19 protein-coding genes are annotated in these 19,577 nt (G+C 71.2%); 6 read left to right on the forward strand and 13 right to left on the reverse strand.

Annotation, left to right across the window (positions count from 1 at the left end):
• Nucleotides 1-45: 45 nt before the first annotated feature.
• From recJ to OCJ37_RS11085, 13 genes are all read right to left on the reverse strand, one after another.
• On the reverse strand, nt 46-1,776 hold the full coding sequence (gene recJ, locus OCJ37_RS11025) for a single-stranded-DNA-specific exonuclease RecJ (protein WP_263109457.1): 1,731 nt from the start codon (nt 1,774-1,776) through the stop codon (nt 46-48).
• Entirely contained in the window at nt 1,773-2,693 is a 921-nt protein-coding gene (locus OCJ37_RS11030) for a phosphoglycerate mutase (protein WP_263109458.1), read from the reverse strand. Before OCJ37_RS11030 ends, recJ begins: the two co-directional genes overlap by 4 nt.
• 4 nt (nt 2,694-2,697) lie before the next feature.
• On the reverse strand, nt 2,698-3,162 hold the full coding sequence (gene greA, locus OCJ37_RS11035) for a transcription elongation factor GreA (protein ID WP_263113654.1): 465 nt from the start codon (nt 3,160-3,162) through the stop codon (nt 2,698-2,700).
• A gap of 8 nt (nt 3,163-3,170) precedes the next feature.
• Nucleotides 3,171-6,413 carry a carbamoyl-phosphate synthase large subunit gene (gene carB, locus OCJ37_RS11040; RefSeq protein WP_263109459.1) on the reverse strand — a complete coding sequence of 1,081 codons (3,243 nt, stop codon included), beginning with the start codon at nt 6,411-6,413 and terminating at the stop codon, nt 3,171-3,173.
• An 8-nt stretch (nt 6,414-6,421) separates the two neighbouring features.
• On the reverse strand, nt 6,422-6,865 hold the full coding sequence (locus OCJ37_RS11045) for a DUF6973 domain-containing protein (RefSeq protein WP_263109460.1): 444 nt from the start codon (nt 6,863-6,865) through the stop codon (nt 6,422-6,424).
• A complete protein-coding gene (carA, locus tag OCJ37_RS11050; protein WP_263109461.1) occupies nt 6,865-7,989 on the reverse strand; it encodes a glutamine-hydrolyzing carbamoyl-phosphate synthase small subunit in 1,125 nt (374 codons plus the stop codon). The genes OCJ37_RS11045 and carA overlap by 1 nt, the downstream gene beginning before the upstream one ends.
• A 161-nt stretch (nt 7,990-8,150) precedes the next feature.
• Nucleotides 8,151-8,867, reverse strand: coding sequence for a 4-hydroxy-tetrahydrodipicolinate reductase (gene dapB / locus OCJ37_RS11055; protein WP_263109462.1), 717 nt, complete (start codon nt 8,865-8,867; stop codon nt 8,151-8,153).
• Between the two features lie 563 nt (nt 8,868-9,430).
• Nucleotides 9,431-10,138: an MOSC domain-containing protein gene (locus OCJ37_RS11060; protein ID WP_263109463.1), complete on the reverse strand. Its 708-nt coding sequence runs from the start codon at nt 10,136-10,138 to the stop codon at nt 9,431-9,433.
• Nucleotides 10,139-10,160: 22 nt separating this feature from the next.
• On the reverse strand, nt 10,161-11,369 hold the full coding sequence (locus OCJ37_RS11065) for an aminotransferase-like domain-containing protein (protein ID WP_263109464.1): 1,209 nt from the start codon (nt 11,367-11,369) through the stop codon (nt 10,161-10,163).
• A 172-nt stretch (nt 11,370-11,541) separates the two neighbouring features.
• Nucleotides 11,542-11,931 carry a hypothetical protein gene (locus OCJ37_RS11070; RefSeq protein ID WP_263109465.1) on the reverse strand — a complete coding sequence of 130 codons (390 nt, stop codon included), beginning with the start codon at nt 11,929-11,931 and terminating at the stop codon, nt 11,542-11,544.
• Nucleotides 11,932-11,971: 40 nt separating this feature from the next.
• Complete coding sequence (locus OCJ37_RS11075; RefSeq protein WP_263109466.1) at nt 11,972-12,226, reverse strand: DUF6587 family protein; 255 nt, start codon at nt 12,224-12,226, stop codon at nt 11,972-11,974.
• A 1-nt stretch (nt 12,227) separates the two neighbouring features.
• Nucleotides 12,228-14,087, reverse strand: a complete 1,860-nt coding sequence (locus OCJ37_RS11080; protein WP_263109467.1) for a ferrous iron transporter B — start codon at nt 14,085-14,087, stop codon at nt 12,228-12,230.
• Nucleotides 14,084-14,335, reverse strand: coding sequence for a FeoA family protein (locus OCJ37_RS11085; protein ID WP_263109468.1), 252 nt, complete (start codon nt 14,333-14,335; stop codon nt 14,084-14,086). Before OCJ37_RS11085 ends, OCJ37_RS11080 begins: the two co-directional genes overlap by 4 nt.
• A gap of 125 nt (nt 14,336-14,460) precedes the next feature.
• Here OCJ37_RS11085 and OCJ37_RS11090 point away from each other — a divergent pair, with 125 nt between their 5' ends.
• The 6 genes from OCJ37_RS11090 (at nt 14,461) to OCJ37_RS11115 (ending at nt 18,827) form a co-directional block, all read left to right on the forward strand.
• Complete coding sequence (locus OCJ37_RS11090) at nt 14,461-15,249, forward strand: enoyl-CoA hydratase-related protein (protein ID WP_263109469.1); 789 nt, start codon at nt 14,461-14,463, stop codon at nt 15,247-15,249.
• Complete coding sequence (locus tag OCJ37_RS11095; RefSeq protein WP_263109470.1) at nt 15,246-15,647, forward strand: VOC family protein; 402 nt, start codon at nt 15,246-15,248, stop codon at nt 15,645-15,647. The genes OCJ37_RS11090 and OCJ37_RS11095 overlap by 4 nt, the downstream gene beginning before the upstream one ends.
• Nucleotides 15,648-15,814: 167 nt before the next feature.
• Nucleotides 15,815-16,708 carry a hydroxymethylglutaryl-CoA lyase gene (locus OCJ37_RS11100; RefSeq protein WP_263109471.1) on the forward strand — a complete coding sequence of 298 codons (894 nt, stop codon included), beginning with the start codon at nt 15,815-15,817 and terminating at the stop codon, nt 16,706-16,708.
• Nucleotides 16,709-16,992: 284 nt separating this feature from the next.
• Nucleotides 16,993-17,763, forward strand: a complete 771-nt coding sequence (locus OCJ37_RS11105; protein ID WP_263109472.1) for an SDR family oxidoreductase — start codon at nt 16,993-16,995, stop codon at nt 17,761-17,763.
• 112 nt (nt 17,764-17,875) lie between these two features.
• Nucleotides 17,876-18,442 carry an elongation factor P-like protein YeiP gene (yeiP, locus tag OCJ37_RS11110; protein ID WP_263109473.1) on the forward strand — a complete coding sequence of 189 codons (567 nt, stop codon included), beginning with the start codon at nt 17,876-17,878 and terminating at the stop codon, nt 18,440-18,442.
• Between the two features lie 4 nt (nt 18,443-18,446).
• Complete coding sequence (locus OCJ37_RS11115; RefSeq protein WP_263109474.1) at nt 18,447-18,827, forward strand: hypothetical protein; 381 nt, start codon at nt 18,447-18,449, stop codon at nt 18,825-18,827.
• The last annotated feature ends 750 nt before the right edge of the window (nt 18,828-19,577 follow it).

The following is a 19,577-nucleotide window of genomic DNA, read 5'->3' on the forward strand; positions in this document are numbered from 1 at the left end:
CGATACGGAGAGCACCCCCTTTCCATTTAACGGTGGAGTGCTCGGTCAGCCGCCCAGGCTCTGGCAGTGCTCCACCACCAGTTGCACCGCCCCGCCGCCGCGGTAGTCGTCGGCGACCAGGCGGTAGGCGATGTGCACGCGGCGGCCGGGTTCGCTGCCGCGCCAGCCGTTGAAGTGGATCGCGTTCAACGGGTCGCTGCGGCCGGCGCAGCGCAGGCTCAGCTTGAGGTGGCGCTCCTTCAGCACGCGCCACTGCAGCACTTCGAACTCGCCGTCGAACAGCGGCTCGGGGAAGCCCTGGCCCCACGGCCCGGCCAGGCGCAGGGCCTCGGCATGGCGATGGTCGAGCTCGTGCGGATCCAGCGCGCCGTCGCTGAGCAGTTCGGCCTGCAGCAGCGTCGCGTCCAGGCTGGCCAGCGCGTGTTCGCGGAACAGCTGTTCGAACTCGGCCAGCGCGTCGTGGCGCAGGCTCAGCCCGGCCGCCATCGCATGGCCGCCGAACTTCTCCATCAGCCCGGGCTGGCGCGCCTCCACCGCCGCCATCGCATCGCGGATATGGAAGCCGGGAATCGAGCGCGCCGAGCCGCGCAACTGGTCGCTGCCCGGTTCGGCCGGGGCGAAGGCGATCACCGGGCGGTGCAGCCGGTCCTTCATCTTCGAGGCGACCAGGCCGATCACGCCCGGATGCCATTGCGCATCGAACAGGCACACCGCCACCGGCGGCGCGTCGGGCGCGGCCAGCAACGCCCGCGCCACTGTGGCCTCGGCCTCGTCGGTCATCTGCTGCTGCACGGCGCGGCGCTCGCCGTTGATCTGCTCCAGGGTCGCTGCGATCTCGCGCGCCTGCTGCGGGTCGTCGCACAGCAACAGTTCGATGCCCAGCGCCATGTCCTCGAGCCGGCCGGCGGCGTTGAGCCGCGGCGCCAGCGCGAAGCCGATGTCGCTGGCGCTGAGCCGGGCCGGATCGCGGCCGCTGGCCTCGATCAGGGCGCGCAGCCCGATGCAGCCGTCGCCGCGCTGCAGGCGGCGCAGCCCGGCCGCCACCAGCGCGCGGTTGTTGGCGTCCAGCGGCACCAGGTCGGCGACGGTGCCGACCGCGACCAGGTCCAGCAGCACGGTCAGGTCCGGCACCTGCGCTGCGAACGCGCCGCGCTCGCGCAGGTGCCGGCGCAAGGCCAGCAGCACGTAGAAGATCACGCCGACGCCGGCCAGCGCCTTGCTCGGGAACGCGTCGCCGGCCAGGTTCGGATCGACGATCGCGTCGGCCGGCGGCAAGACGCTGCCCGGCAGGTGGTGGTCGGTGACCAGCACCTGCCAGCCCAGCGCCTTAGCCGCGGCCACGCCGGCGTGGCAGGCGATGCCGTGGTCGACGGTGACCAGCAGGTCCGGCTGCAGCGGCGCCAGTTCGGCGACCAGCGCCGGCGACAGGCCGTAGCCATGCACCATGCGGTTCGGCACCGCGTGCAGCACCTGCGCGGCGCCGAGCAGGCGCAGCCCGCGCACCGCGACCGCGCAGGCGGTGGCGCCGTCGCAGTCGAAATCGCCGACCACCAGGATGCGCTTGCCCGCCGCGATCGCATCGGCCAGCAGCGCGACCGCCGCCGCGATGCCGCTCAGCGTTTCCGGCGGCAGCAGCTGCGCCAGCTTCGGCTGCGCCAGGCTGGCGTCGTGCGCGCCGCGCGCGGCGTAGATGCGGCGCAGCAGCGGCAGCACGCTGTCCGTCCACGGCCCGCCTTCGGCGGATGGCCGCCGGGCGATGCGCAGCGACGGGCTCATGCGTCCAGGCGCGGCAACGGCTGCCGCCAGAAACGCCAGCGCTGGCCGCGCGCGATGCGGAAGCGCGCGCCGTCCTCGAAATCCAGCAGCAACTGCTGCAGTTCGCCGCGGCGCAGCGCTTCGAGCAACGGTTGCATCACCTCGCCGACGAACTGCTCGGGCGCGCGCAACTGGCGCAGGTCGACCAGCGCATCCACCCGTGGCGCCTGCTCCGTGCCGATGCCGGCGGCCTGGGCCAGCGCGCGCAGCAGCGGTTCGCGGCTGCGTACCTGCGCATGCGTGGTGCCGACCGCGGCCGGCAGCGCGCCGCCGCCCCAGAACCACAGCGAGTTGATCGCCGGCTGTCCGCGCGCGGCGCGTTCGCGGTTCCAGGGATGCTGGTGCAGCACGATCTGCGCTTCGGTCAGCAGCGCCCGCCAGCGGCGCGCGCCCTCGCCCTGCGGCAGGTGGTCGAACAGGTCGGCGCCGAGCACCTGCGCCGGCGCGGTGAACTCGGGCAGCGCGCTGCCCGGGTCCAGGCGCAGATACCAGCGGGTGGGTTCGGGCGCGTCCAGGGCCAGGCCGGCCTCGGCGAACGTGTCCTGCAGCGCGGGCAGCAGCGCGGCCAGGTCGGCGGCGTCGATCGCGAGCATGTCGCCATGCGCCATCAGCCGCGCGCCCTGCATGTCCGGCACCACGTAGGCCGGATCGGCGCGCAACCACACGCCGTCGCCGGCGTCGCCGGCATCCAGTTGCCGGGTCAGTGCCGCCACCGGCCATTGCCCGGGCGGCAACGCGAAATGGCGGCGCAGTTGCGCTTCGGCGCCGGCATCCAGGCGCTCGCGCTCGGCGCGGCCGAGCGCCCGCGCCACCTCGCCGGTGAGCGCCGGCGCGGCCAGGCGGGCCCGCTCCGGCAACAGCAAGGTGGCGACGGCCACGGCGTCAGCCGAGGTACTGGACGCTGACGATCTCGTACTCGCGGCGGCCGGCCGGCGCGTCGATGCTGACGCTGTCGCCTTCCAGCTTGCCGATCAGCGCGCGCGCCAGCGGCGAGGAGATCGCGATCAGGCCCAGCTTGATGTCCGCCTCGAGGTCGCCGACCAGCTGGTAGCGCTTCTCTTCGTCGGTCTCCACGTCGGCCAGGGTCACGGTCGCGCCGAACACCACCTTGCTGCCGACCGCCAGCTTGCTGACGTCGATGACCTCGGCGTGCGACAGCTCGCTCTCCAGCTGCTTGATGCGGCCTTCGATGAAGCCCTGCTGCTCGCGCGCGGCGTGGTACTCGGCGTTTTCCTTCAGGTCGCCGTGCGCGCGCGCCTCGGCGATCGCGGCGATGACCTCCGGGCGCTTGACCGACTTCAGCTGGTCCAGTTCCTCGCGCAGCCGCTGCGCGCCTTGCATGGTGATCGGGGCTCTCACGCTTCCAGCTCCTTGTGCAGTTCCTGCAGCGCCCAGACCGGACCGGTGCCGCGGAATTCCAATGAATGCACCAGCGCACGCGCGCCGGCAACGGTGGTCGAATAGGTGACGCGCTGCTGCAGGGCTTCGCGCCGGATCGAGAACGAATCGGAGATCGCCGCGCGACCTTCGGTGGTGTTGACGATATACACGATTTCGCCGTTCTTGATCAGGTCGACGATGTGCGGGCGGCCCTCGGCGACCTTGTTGATCTGGTCGCACTGCAGGCCGTTCTGGCGCAGCCACGCGCAGGTGCCGCTGGTCGCCACCAGGGTATGGCCGCGCTCGACCAGCGCCTGCGCCACCGGCAGCACGCGCTGCTTGTCCGGGTCGCGCACCGACAGGAACGCCTTGCCCAGCGGCGGCGCCTTGATCCCGCCGGCTTCCTGCGCGCGCGCGAAGGCGGCGCCGAAGCTGCGTCCCACGCCCATCACCTCGCCGGTGGAGCGCATCTCCGGGCCGAGGATCGGGTCCACGCCCTGGAACTTGGCGAACGGGAAGATCGCTTCCTTCACCGAGTAGTAGTCCGGCACGATCTCCTTCAGCGCGCCCTGCTCGGCCAGGGTCTTGCCGGCCATGCAGCGCGCGGCGATCTTGGCCAGCGCCATGCCGGTGGCCTTGGACACGAACGGCACCGTGCGCGAGGCGCGCGGGTTCACTTCCAGCAGGAATACGATGTCGTCGCCGGCCTCGTCCACCTGCACCGCGAACTGGGTGTTCATCAGCCCGACCACGTCCAGGCCCTTGGCCAGCATCACCACCTGGCGGCGCAGTTCGGCCTGGGTCTTGGCCGAAAGCGAGTACGGCGGCAGCGAGCACGAGGAATCGCCCGAATGCACGCCGGCTTCCTCGATGTGCTCCATCACCCCGCCGATCAGCACCTGGCCGTCCTTGTCGGCGATGATGTCCACGTCCACTTCCACCGCGTTGTCGAGGAAGCGGTCCAGCAGCACCGGCGAATCGTTGGACACCTTGACCGCGTCGCGCACGTAGCGCGCCAGGTCCGATTCGCCGTAGACGATCTCCATCGCGCGGCCGCCGAGCACGTAGCTCGGGCGCACCACCAGCGGATAGCCGATCTCGCGCGCCAGCACCAGCGCCTCCTCGGCGTTGCGGGCGATGCGGTTCGGCGGCTGCTTCAGGCCCAGCTTGTCGACCAGCTGCTGGAAGCGCTCGCGGTCCTCGGCCAGGTCGATCGAGTCCGGGCTGGTGCCGATCACCGGCACGCCGTTGGCTTCCAGCGCGCGCGCCAGCTTCAGTGGGGTCTGCCCGCCGTACTGGACGATCACGCCCTTGGGCTGCTCCAGTTCGACGATCTCCAGCACGTCTTCCAGGGTCAGCGGCTCGAAGTACAGGCGGTCGGAGGTGTCGTAGTCGGTGGACACGGTCTCCGGGTTGCAGTTGACCATGATGGTTTCATAGCCGTCCTCGCGCAGCGCCAGCGCCGCGTGCACGCAGCAGTAGTCGAACTCGATGCCCTGGCCGATGCGGTTGGGGCCGCCGCCGAGGATCATGATCTTGTCGCGGTTGCTCGGCTTGGCCTCGCACTCGTCCTCGTAGGTCGAATACAGGTAGGCGGTGTCGGTGGCGAATTCGGCCGCGCACGAGTCCACCCGCTTGTACACCGGGCGCACCTTGTGCGCGCGGCGCAGCGCGCGGACCGCGGCTTCGTTGGTGCCGGTCAGCTGCGCCAGGCGCGCGTCGGAGAAGCCGGCGCGCTTGAGCTTGCGCAGCCGCGTAGCGTCCAGCGAGCCCAGGCCGTCGCTGGCCAGTTGCTTCTCCTGCGCGATCAGGTCCTCGATCTGGTCCAGGAACCACGGATCGATGAACGACAGCGCATGCACCTGCTCCACGCTCATGCCGGCGCGGAACGCATCGGCCACGTAGAACAGCCGTTCCGGGCCGGGCGCCTTCAGCTCGCGCTTGAGCGCGGCCAGGTCGTCCTCGCTGCCCAGGTCCAGGCCGGTCGGGTCGAGCCCGATCTTGCCGGTCTCCAGGCCGCGCAGCGCCTTCTGCAGCGATTCGGAGAAGGTGCGGCCCATCGCCATCACCTCGCCCACCGACTTCATCTGCGTGGTCAGGCGCGCGTCGGCCTGCGGGAACTTCTCGAACGCGAAGCGCGGGATCTTGGTCACCACGTAGTCGATCGACGGCTCGAACGAGGCCGGGGTCAGGCCGCCGGTGATCTCGTTCTTCAGTTCGTCCAGGGTGTAGCCGACCGCCAGCTTGGCGGCGACCTTGGCGATCGGGAAGCCGGTGGCCTTGGACGCCAGCGCCGAGGACCGCGACACGCGCGGGTTCATCTCGATCACCACCACACGGCCGGTCTGCGCGTTGATGCCGAACTGCACGTTGGAGCCGCCGGTGTCCACGCCGATCTTGCGCAGCACCGCGATCGAGGCGTCGCGCAGGCGCTGGTATTCCTTGTCGGTCAGGGTCTGCGCCGGGGCCACGGTGATCGAGTCGCCGGTGTGCACGCCCATCGGGTCCAGGTTCTCGATCGAGCAGACGATGATGCAGTTGTCCGCGGTGTCGCGGACCACTTCCATCTCGAACTCCTTCCAGCCCAGCACCGATTCCTCGACCAGCACTTCGCTGGTCGGCGACAGCTCCAGGCCGCGGGTCACGATCTCGATCAGCTCCTCGCGGTTGTAGGCGATGCCGCCGCCGCTGCCGCCGAGGGTGAAGCTGGGGCGGATGATGGTCGGGTAGCCGACCCGGGTCTGGATCTCCAGCGCTTCCTCGAGGGTGTGCGCGACCGCCGCCTTCGGGCACTCCAGGCCGATCTCGCCCATCGCCACGCGGAACAGCTCGCGGTCCTCGGCCATCATGATCGCCTCGCGCTTGGCGCCGATCAGCTCCACGCCGTACTTCTCCAGCACGCCGTGGTCGGCCAGGTCCAGCGCGCAGTTCAGCGCGGTCTGCCCGCCCATCGTCGGCAGCAGCGCGTCGGGCTTCTCCTTGGCGATGATCTTCTCGACCGTCTGCCAGTTGATCGGCTCGATGTACACGGCGTCGGCCATGTTCGGGTCGGTCATGATCGTGGCCGGGTTGCTGTTGACCAGCACCACGCGGTAGCCCTCGTCGCGCAGCGCCTTGCACGCCTGCGCGCCGGAATAGTCGAACTCGCAGGCCTGGCCGATGACGATCGGGCCGGCGCCGATGATGAGGATGGTTTTTAGGTCGGTGCGCTTGGGCATGGGGATTCTCAGTAAAGTCGGTCCTGCCACGCCGCGGGGGCGCGCCAGGTGATCTGGTCGGACGATCGGGCGTCGATCGCACCATGGTCGACCGCGGCGCGAACCTCGCGCTGCATCGCGGCCCAGCTGGGAGCGGCGGCGCCGATGCGCGCGCCGATCCGGTTGTTGTGGGCGTCCATCGCCCGGCTCGCGTTGCCGCGCCCGTCGCGCTCCATCGCCGCCGTCACCCAGTCCACGCAGCGCGGCGACAGGGTGTAGGCGACGATGGCGCTGGCCAGGCTGTGGCGGTACGCATCGGCCGGGCCGTTGCGTCCACCCGGCAGGCCGGCGCCGAGCCACTGCGCATAGACCGCGACCAGCACGAACAGCGGATACGCCGCCAGCACCAGCAACGCCAATGCGCCCCGCCGCCAACGGCGCGGGCGCAGCGGCGATGCCGGCGCGGCGTGCATCAGGCGGCGGCCGCCATCAGCGCGGTGAAGCGGTCGAACAGCGGCGCCACGTCGCGCGGGCCCGGCGAGGCTTCCGGGTGGCCCTGGAAGCTGAAGGCCGGCGCGTCGGTCAGTTCGATGCCCTGGTTGGTGCCGTCGAACAGCGAGCGGTGGGTCACCCGCACGTTGGCCGGCAGCGACGCTTCGTCGACCGCGAAGCCGTGGTTCTGCGAGGTGATCATCACCCGGCCGCTGTCCAGGTCCTGCACCGGATGGTTGGCGCCGTGGTGGCCGTGGCCCATCTTCAGGGTCTGCGCGCCGGCGGCCAGCGCCAGCAGTTGGTGGCCCAGGCAGATGCCGAAGGTCGGGATCTTCCTGGCCACGAATTCCTTGATCGCCGCGATCGCGTAGTCGCACGGCGCCGGATCGCCCGGGCCGTTGGACAGGAACACGCCGTCCGGGTTCATCGCCAGCACTTCCGCCGCGGGCGTCTGCGCCGGCACCACGGTGACCTCGCAGCCGCGCTCGGCGAGCATGCGCAGGATGTTGAGCTTCACCCCGTAGTCGTAAGCGACGACCTTGTACTTCGGCGCGGCCTGCGCGAACGCGTTGCTGTCCAGGTCGAGCTGGCCGTCGCGCCACGGGTAGGCCTTGTCGGTGGACACCACCTTGGCCAGGTCCATGCCCTTCAGGCCGGGGAACTTGCGCGCCGCTTCCAGCGCCGTGTCCACGTTCACCTCGCCGGCCATCAGCGCGCCGTTCTGGGCGCCCTTCTCGCGCAGGATGCGGGTCAGCTTGCGGGTGTCGATGCCGGCGATGGCGACCACGCCGCGCTGGATCAGCCAGTCCGGCAGCGACACCTGGCTGCGCCAGCTGCTGGGGCGGCGCGGCACGTCGCGCACGATCAGGCCGGCCGACCAGACCTGGGCGGCCTCGTCGTCCTGGTCGGTGCAGCCGGTGTTGCCGATATGCGGGTAGGTCAGGGTGACCAGCTGGCGGGCGTAGGACGGATCGGTCACGATCTCCTGGTAGCCGGTCATCGCGGTGTTGAACACCACTTCGCCGACCGACAGGCCGGTGGCGCCTACGGATTCGCCCTCGAACACGGTGCCGTCTTCAAGGACAAGGATTGCGGGTTGAGTCACGGGGTTCGCCTTGGGGAGAGAGGAACCCTGCCCCACCAACTTGCGGCTGCAAGAAACCGCGAACTCGGCGCTTCTCCGGGTCCGTGGCGATGGGTAACAGGCGAGCGAGAATTGTACCGGCGCGGCCCCGTCCGCGCCAGACGTTTATGTGAAAGCGCCGTTCAGCCGAGCAGGTCGCGCAGCCGGTAGGCCCCGGGCGCGCGGCCCGGCAGGCGCGCGGCGGCGTGCAGTGCGCCGCGGGCGAAGATGTCGCGGTTGCTGGCGCGGTGCACCAGCTCCACCCGCTCGCCGAGCCCGGCGAACTGCACCAGGTGCTCGCCTACGATGTCGCCGGCGCGCAGGCTGGCGTAGCGCGGCTGCGCGCCGCCGTGCGCGGCCGCCTCGCCCAGGGTCAGCGCGGTGCCGGAGGGGGCGTCCTGCTTGTGCACGTGGTGCGATTCGACGATGTCGCAGTCCCAGCCCGGCAGCGCCGCGGCGGCGCGTTCCACCAGCTCGTTCAGCACCGCCACGCCGAGGCTGAAGTTCGACGCCCAGATCAGCGGGATGCGCTCGGCCGCGGCGGCCAGCGCCTGCCGCTGCGCCTCGTCCAGCCCGGTGGTGCCGGACACCAGCGCCGCACCGCGCGCCACGCACAGCGCCAGCACCGGGTCGAAGCCCTGCGGCAGGCTGAAGTCCACCGCCACGTCGAACGCCGGCGCGCCGTTCAGCTCAGCCGCGGCGAAGTACGGCACCCCGTCGGCGACGCGCTGCGCCGGCGCGCGACGGATCACCGCCGCCACCACCTGCAACGCCGGCTCCTGCACGGCCAGCCGCAACAGCGCCTGGCCCATGCGGCCGGACGCACCATGTATCAACACACGCACGGGGGAAGTCGTCATCGCGCAAGGCTAGCGGTTTGTGGCGGTGGGCGACAGGGGCGAGGCATGGGCGGCAGGCCTGCGGAGGGCATTGTGGCGCGGCTCATTCCTATCCGGATCAGCTTGGACGGCGCTGGAGCCTGAAGACGGATCGCTCCGTTCGTCGCGGCTGAAGCCGCTCCCACAGGGACTTGCGGCCAGCACACGGGTGCAGTGCAGGAAGGGCTTCAGCCCTGACAGCATCTGACGCCGGAAGGGTCGTCGCTCCGCCCGTCGCGGCTACTGTGGAAGAGACTTCAGTCCTGACGGGGTCGGAAGCCGGAAGCCCCACTGCTGCGTTCGTCGCGGCTGAAGCCGCTCCTACAAGGAGCTGCGACTAGCAGGCTGGGCGCACTGTAGGAGGGGCTTCAGCCCCGACAGTATCCGAAGGCGGGCAGTCCACCGCTCCGTTCGTCGCGGCTGAAGCCGCTCCTACAAGGACTTGCGGCCCGCATGCCCGGCGCATTGTGGGAGGGACTTCAGTCCCGACGGCATCCGCGGCCGGAAAGCCCAACGCTCATTCGCCGCGGGATCAGTGGCGCGCCCTACTCCGCCGCCGGTTGCCCCAGCAGGCGCTTGTCCCAGCTCTCGACCTCGCGCTGGGCCAGGCGTCGCTCGAACAGCACGCGCCAGTTCGGTACCAGCGGCAGCTCCAGCACCTGCTCCAGCTGCGTCGGGTCCACCTCACGCCGATACAGCAGCTGGACCAGGCGGGCCAGCGACCACGCCGGATACGGCCGCTCCAGCAGGGTCAGGCGGTCGCCGGCGGCGACCTCGCCCGGTTGCAGCACGCGGTAGTACCAGCCGGTGCGGCCGCTTTCCTGCACGCGCCGCGCCAGCGTCGCCACACCGAAACGGTCCGACAACTTCCAGCACGGCTGCCGCGACTGCGACACCTCGACCAGCGCCGTGCCCAGCCGCAGCCGGTCGCCCAGGCACAGGTCGGCCTCGGTGGCGCCGTGCGTACTGAGGTTCTCGCCGAAGGCGCCGGGCGCGTCCAGCAAGGCGTGCGCGCCCAGTTCGTGGCGCCAGGCCGCGTAGTGGTCGCGCGGATAGTGGTGCAGCGCCTTGTCCGGGCCGCCGTGCACGCGGCGGTCGCCCTGCTCGTCCAGTTCCAGGCCTTCGGGGCCGATCCGCAGCCGGCCGGGCTGCGGCCGCTTGTCGATCGCGCTGCGGCTGCCGGGCCGGGTGAAGTCGCGCGCGCGGCCGACCAGCACCGCCTCCACGCCCAGGTCCAGTACCGCCGACGTCATGCGCGGGCGCCCGCGTGGCGCATCAGGCCGCGACGCCGCGAAGCGCGGCGACCTCGGCCTGCAGCAGTTCGCCGAGGATGCGCACGCCGGCGTCGATGCGCGCTTCCGGCACGGTCACGAACGACAGGCGCAAGGTGTTGCGCTGCGGCTCGACCGCGAAGAACGGCGCGCCCGGGACGAAGGCGACGTTGCGCTCGATGGCCTTGGCCAGCAGCGCGCCGCCGTCCATGCCCGCCGGCAGTTCGACCCAGATGAACATGCCGCCGGCGGGACGGTTCCAGCGCACCTGCGAAGGGAAGTACTTCTCCAGCGCTGCGAGCATCTGCTGGCAGCGGCTGGCGTACAGGCTGCGGATGCCGGGAATGTGCGCATCCAGGAAGCCGTCCTGCACCGCCTCGTGGACGATGCGCTGGCTGAACGAGGGCGTGTGCAGGTCCGCCGCCTGCTTGGCCTGCACCAGCTTGGCGTGCACCGCCTCGGGCGCGACCACGAAGCCCAGCCGCAGGCCCGGCGCCAGCACCTTGGAGAACGAGCCCATGTAGATGACGCCGTCCGGATGCATCGACAGCAGGCTCGGCAGCATGTCGCCGCTGTAGCACAGCTCGCCGTAGGGATCGTCCTCGACGATGGGCACGCCGGCGGCGGCCGCACGCTGCACCAGCGCCTGGCGCCGGTGCAGCGGCAGGCGCCGCCCGGTCGGGTTCTGGAAGTTCGGCAGGCAGTACATGAAGCGCGCGCCGGCCAGCTGCGCGTCGTCCAGCGCGTCCACCACCAGCCCGTCGTCGTCCGACCGCATCGCCGCGAACGCGGGCTGGAACAGCGAGAACGCCTGCAGCGCGCCGAGGTAGCTCGGGGTCTCCACCAGCACCTTGCTGCCTTCGTCGATGAACACCTTGCCGAGCAGGTCCAGGCCCTGCTGCGAGCCGGTGGTGATCAGCACCTGGCTGGGGCGGATGCTGGCGCCGTCGCGGCTCAACCGCGCCGCCACCCATTCGCGCAGCGGCAGGTAGCCTTCGGTCGGGCCGTACTGCAGCGCCGCCTGCGGCGCCTCGCGCAGCACCTTGTCGCAGGCGTACTGCATGCGTTCGATGGGGAAGGTGTCCGGCGACGGCAGGCCGCCGGCGAAGGAGATCACCTCGGGGCGTTCGGTGACCTTGAGGATTTCGCGGATCGCCGAACTGGTCAGCGCCTGCGCACGGCGGGAAAACTGGAAGGAGGTCGTCATCGGCATAGGATAAGCGCGGGCGTGCCGGTGCGCATTGGCGACGCACCGGCACGCCCGTGCCGGGCTTGGGCGTCTCGCTGCCGCACGCCGCCGGCATCGCGCGCAGGCCGCTGCAAACGCCCATCCGGCACGCGCGTGGCGCGCCGATGCCGCATGGAATGCCGTGTAACGGCCTGGGTCAGGTCTCGGCCGCGGCGCGGCGCAATTGCTGCAATGCGGCGGGCGCATACACCCGCACGTCCGACACGGCCGGCACCGGCCCGGCGAACAGGGTCTCGTCCAGCTGCAGGATCGGCCCGTAGGCGATCGCCGTCTGCGCGCCGACGCCGCACAGCTGGCGCAGCACGGTCAACCGGTAGCCCTGCCCCAGGTAGTAGCAGGTGCCGCCATCGGCCGGCAGCGGCGCGTCGGCATCGAGCCGCGCGTGCGGCGGCGCCCGCCCCGCGGCGACGGCACGGACGTCCTCGCCGGCCTGGCGCAGGGCGGAGCGCTGCGGTGGCGTGAGCGCTTCCAGGTCGAGACCGACGAAGACGCCGGCCGACGGTGCGTCAGGCGACAGGTCGGCCATTGCGCTCAGCGTCCACGATTCGCGACGGACCGACCGCGACTCACTGCCGCCGCGGCGGCGTCGGACCGCAGCTGTCACAACCGCCGCAGGCTCCGCCGCCGCCCGTGGCCGCCGGCGCGATCCTGCGGCCCACCGCCTGCAGCCACGCCGCGCGGCCCGGCCTGAGCAGGCGCAGGGCGATGGCGCCGCGCAACTTGCGCGCGGTGCCGGGAAACTGCTTCTTCAGCACCACCCAGGCGCTGACCAACACCGCCAGCGCGATCACCAGGTACTGCAGCAGCAACGAAGTGCTCATCTCAGCCCGCTCCCAGCGCCACCGCGACCTGGTAGGTGAACAGCGAGGCCAGGTAGGCCAGCGCGAACAGGTAGAACGCGGCGAAGCTCATCTGCTTCCACGAGTTGGTCTCGCGCTTGATCGTGGCCAGCGTGGAGATGCACATCGGCGCGTAGATGTACCAGACCAGCAGCGACAACGCGGTGGCCAGCGACCACCCATCGTGGATCAGCGGCGACAGCGCCTGCGCGGCGGCATCGTCGTCGACCTCCGACAGCGCGTACACCGTCGCCAGCGACGCCACCGCCACCTCGCGCGCGGCCAGGCCGGGAATCAGCGCGATGCAGATCTGCCAATTGAAGCCCAGCGGCGCGAACACCGTGGTCATCGCATGGCCGATGCGCCCGGCGAAGCTGTAGTCGATCGCCGGCAGCGTGGCGTCGGCCGGCGCGGCCGGGAACGACAGCAGGAACCACAGCAGGATGGTCAGCGCCAGGATGATGCCGCCGACGCGCTTGAGGAAGATCGCCGCGCGCTCCCACAGCCCCAGCGCCAGGTCGCGCAGGTGCGGCACGCGGTACGAGGGCAGTTCCAGCAGCAGCGGATGCTCGCCCTTGTCGCGGCGCCACTTCTTCATCGTCCACGACACCGCCAGCGCGCTGGCGATCGCGGCGAAATACAGCCCGAACAGCACCAGCCCCTGCTGGTTGAACACGCCCCACACCTGCTTCTGCGGGATGAACGCGCCGATCAGCAGCGCGTACACCGGCAGCCGCGCCGAGCAGGTCATCAGCGGCGCGACCAGGATCGTGGCCAGGCGGTCGCGCGGGTCCTGGATGCTGCGCGTGGACATGATCCCGGGCACCGCGCAGGCGAAGCTGGACAGCAGCGGGATGAACGAGCGCCCGGACAGGCCGGCCGCCGCCATCATGCGGTCGAGCAGGAACGCCGCGCGCGGCAGGTAGCCCGATTCCTCCAGCGCCAGGATGAAGGCGAACAGGATCAGGATCTGCGGCAGGAAGATCACCACCCCGCCGAGGCCGGCGATGATGCCGTTGACCAGCAGGCTGTTGAGCGGGCCTTCCGGCAGGGTCGAGCCGACCCAGGCGCCGAGCGCCTTGCTGCCGCCGTCGATCAGGTCCATCAGCGGCGCCGCCCAGGCATACACCGCCTGGAAGATCAGGAACATCACCACCGCCAGGGTCAGCAGCCCGAAGACCGGGTGCAGCAACCAGCGGTCCAGCGCGTCGTCGATGCGCGAGGTGCGGCTGGGCATCGACACCGCCGCGGCGAGGATGCGCCGCACCTGCTGGTGGTAGTCGCCCTGCCCTTCGGCCGGCGCCACCGGCGGCGGCAATGCCGGCGCCAGCGCGTCGAGCCGCTCGACCAGCGCCCTGGCGCCGTTGCGGCGCACCGCCACGGTCTCGATCACCGGCACGCCGAGCGCGTCTTCCAGCGCCTGGCGGTCGATCCGGATGCCGCGTCGCTGCGCGGCGTCGACCATGTTCAGCGCCACCAGCATCGGCTTGCCCAGCTCGCGCAGCTCCAGCGCGAAGCGCAGGTGCAGGCGCAGGTTGGTGGCGTCGACCACGCACACCAGCACGTCCGGCGCCGGTTCGCCCGGGTAGAAGCCGCGGCACAGGTCGCGGGTGATCGCCTCGTCCAGGCTGGCCGGCTGCAGGCTGTAGGCGCCGGGCAGGTCGAGCACCGCGAAGTCGCGCCCGGACGGCGCGCGGAAGCGGCCTTCCTTGCGCTCGACGGTGACGCCGGCGTAGTTGGCCACCTTCTGCTTGCTGCCGGTGAGCTGGTTGAACAGCGCGGTCTTGCCGCAGTTCGGGTTGCCGACCAGGGCCAGGCGCAGCGGTGCGCGTTCGGCGCTCATGGCTGCGCCCCGGCGCTGGCGCTGACCTGTACCCGCGCCGCTTCGCTGCGGCGCAGGGCGAAGCGCGTATAGCCGACCTGCACCAGCAACGGCTCGCCGCCGACCGGGCCGCTCGCCAGCACCTGCACCTGCTCGCCGGCGACGAAGCCCAGCTCGCGCAGGCGGCGCGCGATGGCGTCGTTGGGCTGGCGGTCGTGCACGGTCTCGACGAGGGCGGTGCTGCGCAACGGCATATCGGACAACGTCACGGAACGTTCCGTCAATAAGAATGGTTATCAATTGTAGCATCGCCGCATCGCGACATGGCGCCGCCGGCGCGGCCCGTTATCATCGTCGTATGGCTGCCGTTATCCCTCCCGCACGAGAACCGCCGATGAGCGATGCACTGCTGCTGGAACGCTCGGGCAAGGTCCTGACGTTGCGGCTGAACCGACCCGAGGTGCGCAACGCGTTCGACGCGGCGCTGATCGCGCAACTGACCGCGACGCTGCAGCAGGTCGGTGCCGACCCGAAGGTCAAGGTGGTGGTGCTGGCCGGCGCCGGCGCCGCGTTCTCGGCCGGGGCCGACCTGCAATGGATGCGCTCGATGGCCGACGCCAGCGAGGCCGAGAACCTGGCCGACGCGCTGGCGCTGGCGCAGCTGATGCGCACCCTGGACGAGCTGCCCAAGCCGACCGTGGCGCGGGTGCACGGCGCCACCTTCGGCGGCGCGGTCGGGCTGGTGGCCTGCTGCGACATCGCCATCGCCTCCACCGACGCCCGCTTCGGGCTCAGCGAGAGCCGCCTGGGCCTGCTGCCGGCGGTGATCTCGCCGTACGTGATCGCCGCGATCGGCGCGCGCCAGGCGCGGCGCTGGTTCGCCAGCGCCGAGGCGTTCGACGCGGCCACCGCCACCCAGATCGGCCTGGTGCACCAGGCGGTGGCGCCGGGCGCGCTGGACGCGGCGGTGCAGCGCCAGGTGGAGCTGCTCGGCCAGGCCGGCCCGCTCGCCGCCGCCGGCGCCAAGGCGCTGGTGCGCCGCGTCGCCGCCGGCGGCGACAGCGCCACGCTGGATCGCGACAATGCCGCGCTGATCGCGCGGCTGCGGGTCTCGGCCGAAGGCCAGGAAGGGCTGGGCGCATTCCTGGACAAGCGCGACCCGGACTGGATCGGCTTCTGGTGAGCGCGCTCGACCACATCGGCCTGCGCTGCGCCGACCTGGAGCGCAGTCTGGCCTTCTATCGCGCCGCACTGGCCGCGCTCGGGCTGGACATCGTGATGGAAGTGAGCGCGGCGCAGAGCGGCGACCGCCACCACGTCGGCTTCGGCCGCGACGGCAAGCCCAGCTTCTGGCTGACCGACGGCGCGCCCGGCCCCGGCGGCGCGCTGCACCTGGCCTTCGTCGCCGCCAGCCGCGCGCAGGTGGACGCGTTCCATCGCGCCGGGCTGGCCGCCGGCGGCCGCGACCATGGCGCGCCCGGCCTGCGCGCGTATTACCACCCCGACTACTACGCGGCCTTCGTGCTGGATCCGGACGGCCACAACATCGAGGCCGTCTGCCACCGGCCGGCAGGCGCCTGAGCCGCGCCGCCCGATGCGCCGCACCACACCTGGGCGCGCCGCGCCGGCACGGCGCGCAGCCATCCACTCCAAGGAATGCATGTGACCGCCCATCCATCGCCATCGCCCTGCCCCGCGCACCCCGCCCCGGTGGCGCCGGCTTGCGCGCCGCCGCACAGGGGCCGCCGATGAGCGACTTCGTCCGCCTGGTGGAAGTCGGACCGCGCGACGGCCTGCAGAACGAGAAGGCCTGGGTCGCCACCGCCGACAAGATCGAACTGATCGCGCAGCTGTCGCGCACCGGCCTGCGCAGCATCGAGGCGACCAGCTTCGTCAGCCCGAAATGGGTGCCGCAGCTGGCCGACGCGGCCGAGGTCTATGCCGGCATCGTGCCGGCGCCGGGCGTGGACTACCCGGTGCTGGTGCCGAACCTGCAGGGCTACGAGCGCGCGGCCGCGGTCGGCGTGCGCGAGATCGCGGTGTTCACCGCCGCCTCGGAGGCCTTCAACCGCACCAACACCAATGCCGGCATCGACGAATCGCTGGCGCGCTTCGAACCGGTGCTGGCGCGCGCCGCCGCCGACGGGGTCAAGGTGCGCGGCTACGTCTCCACCGTGCTCGGCTGCCCCTACCAGGGCGCGGTGCCGCTGGCCGACGTGGTACGGGTGGCGCGGCAGCTGCACGCGATGGGCTGCTACGAGATCTCGCTGGGCGACACCATCGGCGTCGGCACCCCGGGCAAGGCGCGGGCGATGCTGCGCGCGGTCGCCGCCGAGCTGCCGATGGCGGCGCTGGCGGTGCATTTCCACGACACCTACGGCCAGGCCCTGGCCAACATCGCCGCGTGCCTGGAGGAAGGCGTGCGCGTGGTCGATGCCGCGGTGTCCGGCGCCGGCGGCTGTCCGTACGCCAAGGGCGCCAGCGGCAACGTGGCCAGCGAGGACGTGGTCTACCTGCTGCACGGCAACGGCGTGGACACCGGCATCGACCTGGACGCGCTGGCCGCGACCGGACGCTGGCTGGCGCACAAGCTCGGCCGGCCCACCGGCAGCAAGGTCGGCCAGGCGCTGGCAGCGGCATAACCGGGCGCGAGCGGCGCGCCATCGCCACACGGCAGCGCCCGGCTTTCGCGCGCGCTCCCTGCCCACCGCCGCCTGCGGCGCGCATCACCGAGCGGCGCAGGATCGGTCGCGGTCGCTGACGCGGACACCCAGCGGCGACGCATGCGTTGCTCGGCTACGCCTACCGAGCTGTCGAGAGATAACCAGGCCTTTCCAAGAAGCGTTCTTCGTCCCCGCTCCCTGTCCCCGCCTTCAGGCCGCGTGGAGTCGGCTAAAATGCGCGCTTTCCTGGGAGGGAACACCCAATGCAGCTTGCCGATATCCGCGCGGTGGTCACCGGCGGCGTTTCCGGTCTCGGCCTGGCGGTCGCGCAGCGCATCGTCGCCGACGGCGGCAAGGTCGCGCTGTTCGACCTCAACGACGACAAGGGCGCGGCCGCGGTCGCCGCGCTCGGCGCGGCGCAGGCGCGCTACTTCCGTACCGACGTCGCCGACGAGGCGCAGGTGGCGTCGCAGCTCGGCGCCGCGCGCGACTTCCTCGGCGGGCTCAATGCCGCGATCAACTGCGCCGGCATCCTCGGCGCCGGCCGCGTGCTCGGCAAGGAGGCGCCGATGGCACTGGCCACGTTCCAGGGCACGGTGATGGTCAACCTGGTCGGCAGCTTCAACGTCGCCAAGGCCGCCGCCGACCTGATGCAGCACAACCCGCCGGGCGAGGACGGCGAGCGCGGCGCGATCGTCAACACCGCCAGCGTCGCCGCCTACGAAGGCCAGATCGGCCAGGCCGCCTATGCCGCCTCCAAGGGCGGCGTGGTGGCGATGACCCTGCCGATGGCGCGCGAACTGGCGCGCTTCGGCATCCGCGTCAACACCATCGCCCCGGGCATCTTCTGGACCCCGATGGTGGACGGCATGCCCGAGGCGGTGCAGCAGTCGCTGTCCGCCTCGATCCCGTTCCCGCCGCGGCTCGGCCGCCCGGAGGAATTCGCCGACACGGTGATGTTCCTGCTGCGCAACCGCTACCTCAACGGCGAGGTCATCCGCCTTGACGGGGCGGTACGCTTGGCGCCCAAGTAGCCGGGATTCGTGATTGGGGATTGGGGATTCGTAAAAGCGCCCCGCCCCCTTCGCTCGCCGCCCTGCTCTTTACCAATCCCGAATCTCCAATCCCCAATCCCGGCTCCCACCCATGAAAGCCAACGAAATCAAGAAAGGCAACGTCGTCGAGTACAACAACGGCGTGTACCAGATCCGCGACATCGAGCGCAGCTCGCCGCAGGGCCGCGGCGGCAACGTGCGCTTCCGCTTCGTGATGTACAGCGTGCCGGGCGGCAACAAGCTCGACGCCAGCTTCGACGGCGACGACGACCTGCGCGAGGTGGAGCTGATGCGCCGCCAGGCCACCTTCTCGTACAAGGACGGCGAGGCGTTCGTGTTCCTGGACGACGAGGACTACACCCCGTACACGCTCGACGCCGACGTGATCGGCGACGACGCCGGCTACATCACCGAGGGCCTGACCGGCATCTACGTGCAGGTCATCGACGACCTGCCGGTGGCGGTGCAGCTGCCGCAGAGCGTGACCCTGGAAGTAGTCGAGACTCCGCCGGAGCTCAAGGGCGGCACCGCGACCAAGCGGCCCAAGCCGGCCAAGCTCAACACCGGGATCGAGATCATGGTGCCGGAGTACATCGGCAACGGCGAGCGCGTGCTGGTCAACACCACCACCGGCGAGTTCGCCGGACGCGCGGACTGAGCGCATGCGCGCGCGCCGCGGCGTTGTCCTGGCTGCGCTGCTGACCCTGCCGGGCCTGGCGGCCGCCGCGCCCGCGGCCGAACCGGCGCGCGCGACGGCGGCCTGCACGATTCCCGAGGACGTGGACCCCGAGCACCACGCCGGCTTCTGCGCGATGCCGCCGGCGGTCCGCGCCTTCGTCGCACGCCAGGACGTGTGCAACCATTTCGCCGGCGAGGAGCCCTACGACGCCGCGCGGCGCCGCGAGCTGGACAAGGCGATGGCGAAATACTGCGACGGCAACGAAGCGACCTGGGCCAAGCTGCGCGCGCAGTACCGCCAAGACCCTGTCCGCGACGCCTGGCTGCGCCGCTACGGCGAGGACGCCGGCCTCGACCTGCCGTAGCGGCGACCGTACGGCATCGCCGGTTGCGCGACACCATGCGGGCGACGATATCTGCCTTGCCATCGATCGCAGCGAGCGACGCGATGCCTGCCGCTCCGGAAAGCATCGGGGCTGAAGCCCCTCCTACAGTGCACCCAGCCAGCCCACCGCAAGCCCCTGTAGGAGCGACTTCAGTCGCGACGGACGGAGCCATCGAACTACCCGGCTCCGGCAGCAGTCGGGGCTGAAGCCCCTCCTACAGTGCACCCAGCCAGCCCACCGCAAGCCCCTGTAGGAGCGACTCCAGTCGCGACGGACGGAGCCATCGAACTACCCGGCTCCGGCAGCAGTCGGGGCTGAAGCCCCTCCTACAGTGCACCAGCCGGCCCACCGCAAGCCCCTGTAGGAGCGACTTCAGTCGCGACAAACGGAGCCATCGAACTACCCGGCTCCGGCAGCAGTCGGGGCTGAAGCCCCTCCTACAGTGCACCAGCCGGCCCACCGCAAGCCCCTGTAGGAGCGACTTCAGTCGCGACGAACGAAGCCATCGAACTACCCAGCTCCGGCAGCAGTCGGGGCTGAAGCCCCTCCTACAGTGCACCAGCCGGCCCACCGCAAGCCCCTGTAGGAGCGACTTCAGTCGCGACGAACGAAGCCATCGAACTACCCAGCTCCGGCAGCAGTCGGGGCTGAAACCCCTCCCACAGTGCACCCAGCTCGGCCCGCCACGAGTTCTTGTAGGAGCGACTTCAGTCGCGACAAACGAAGCCA

This window comes from Xanthomonas sp. AM6 (assembly GCF_025665335.1).
In the GTDB taxonomy this organism is placed as follows: Bacteria; Pseudomonadota; Gammaproteobacteria; order Xanthomonadales; family Xanthomonadaceae; genus Xanthomonas_A.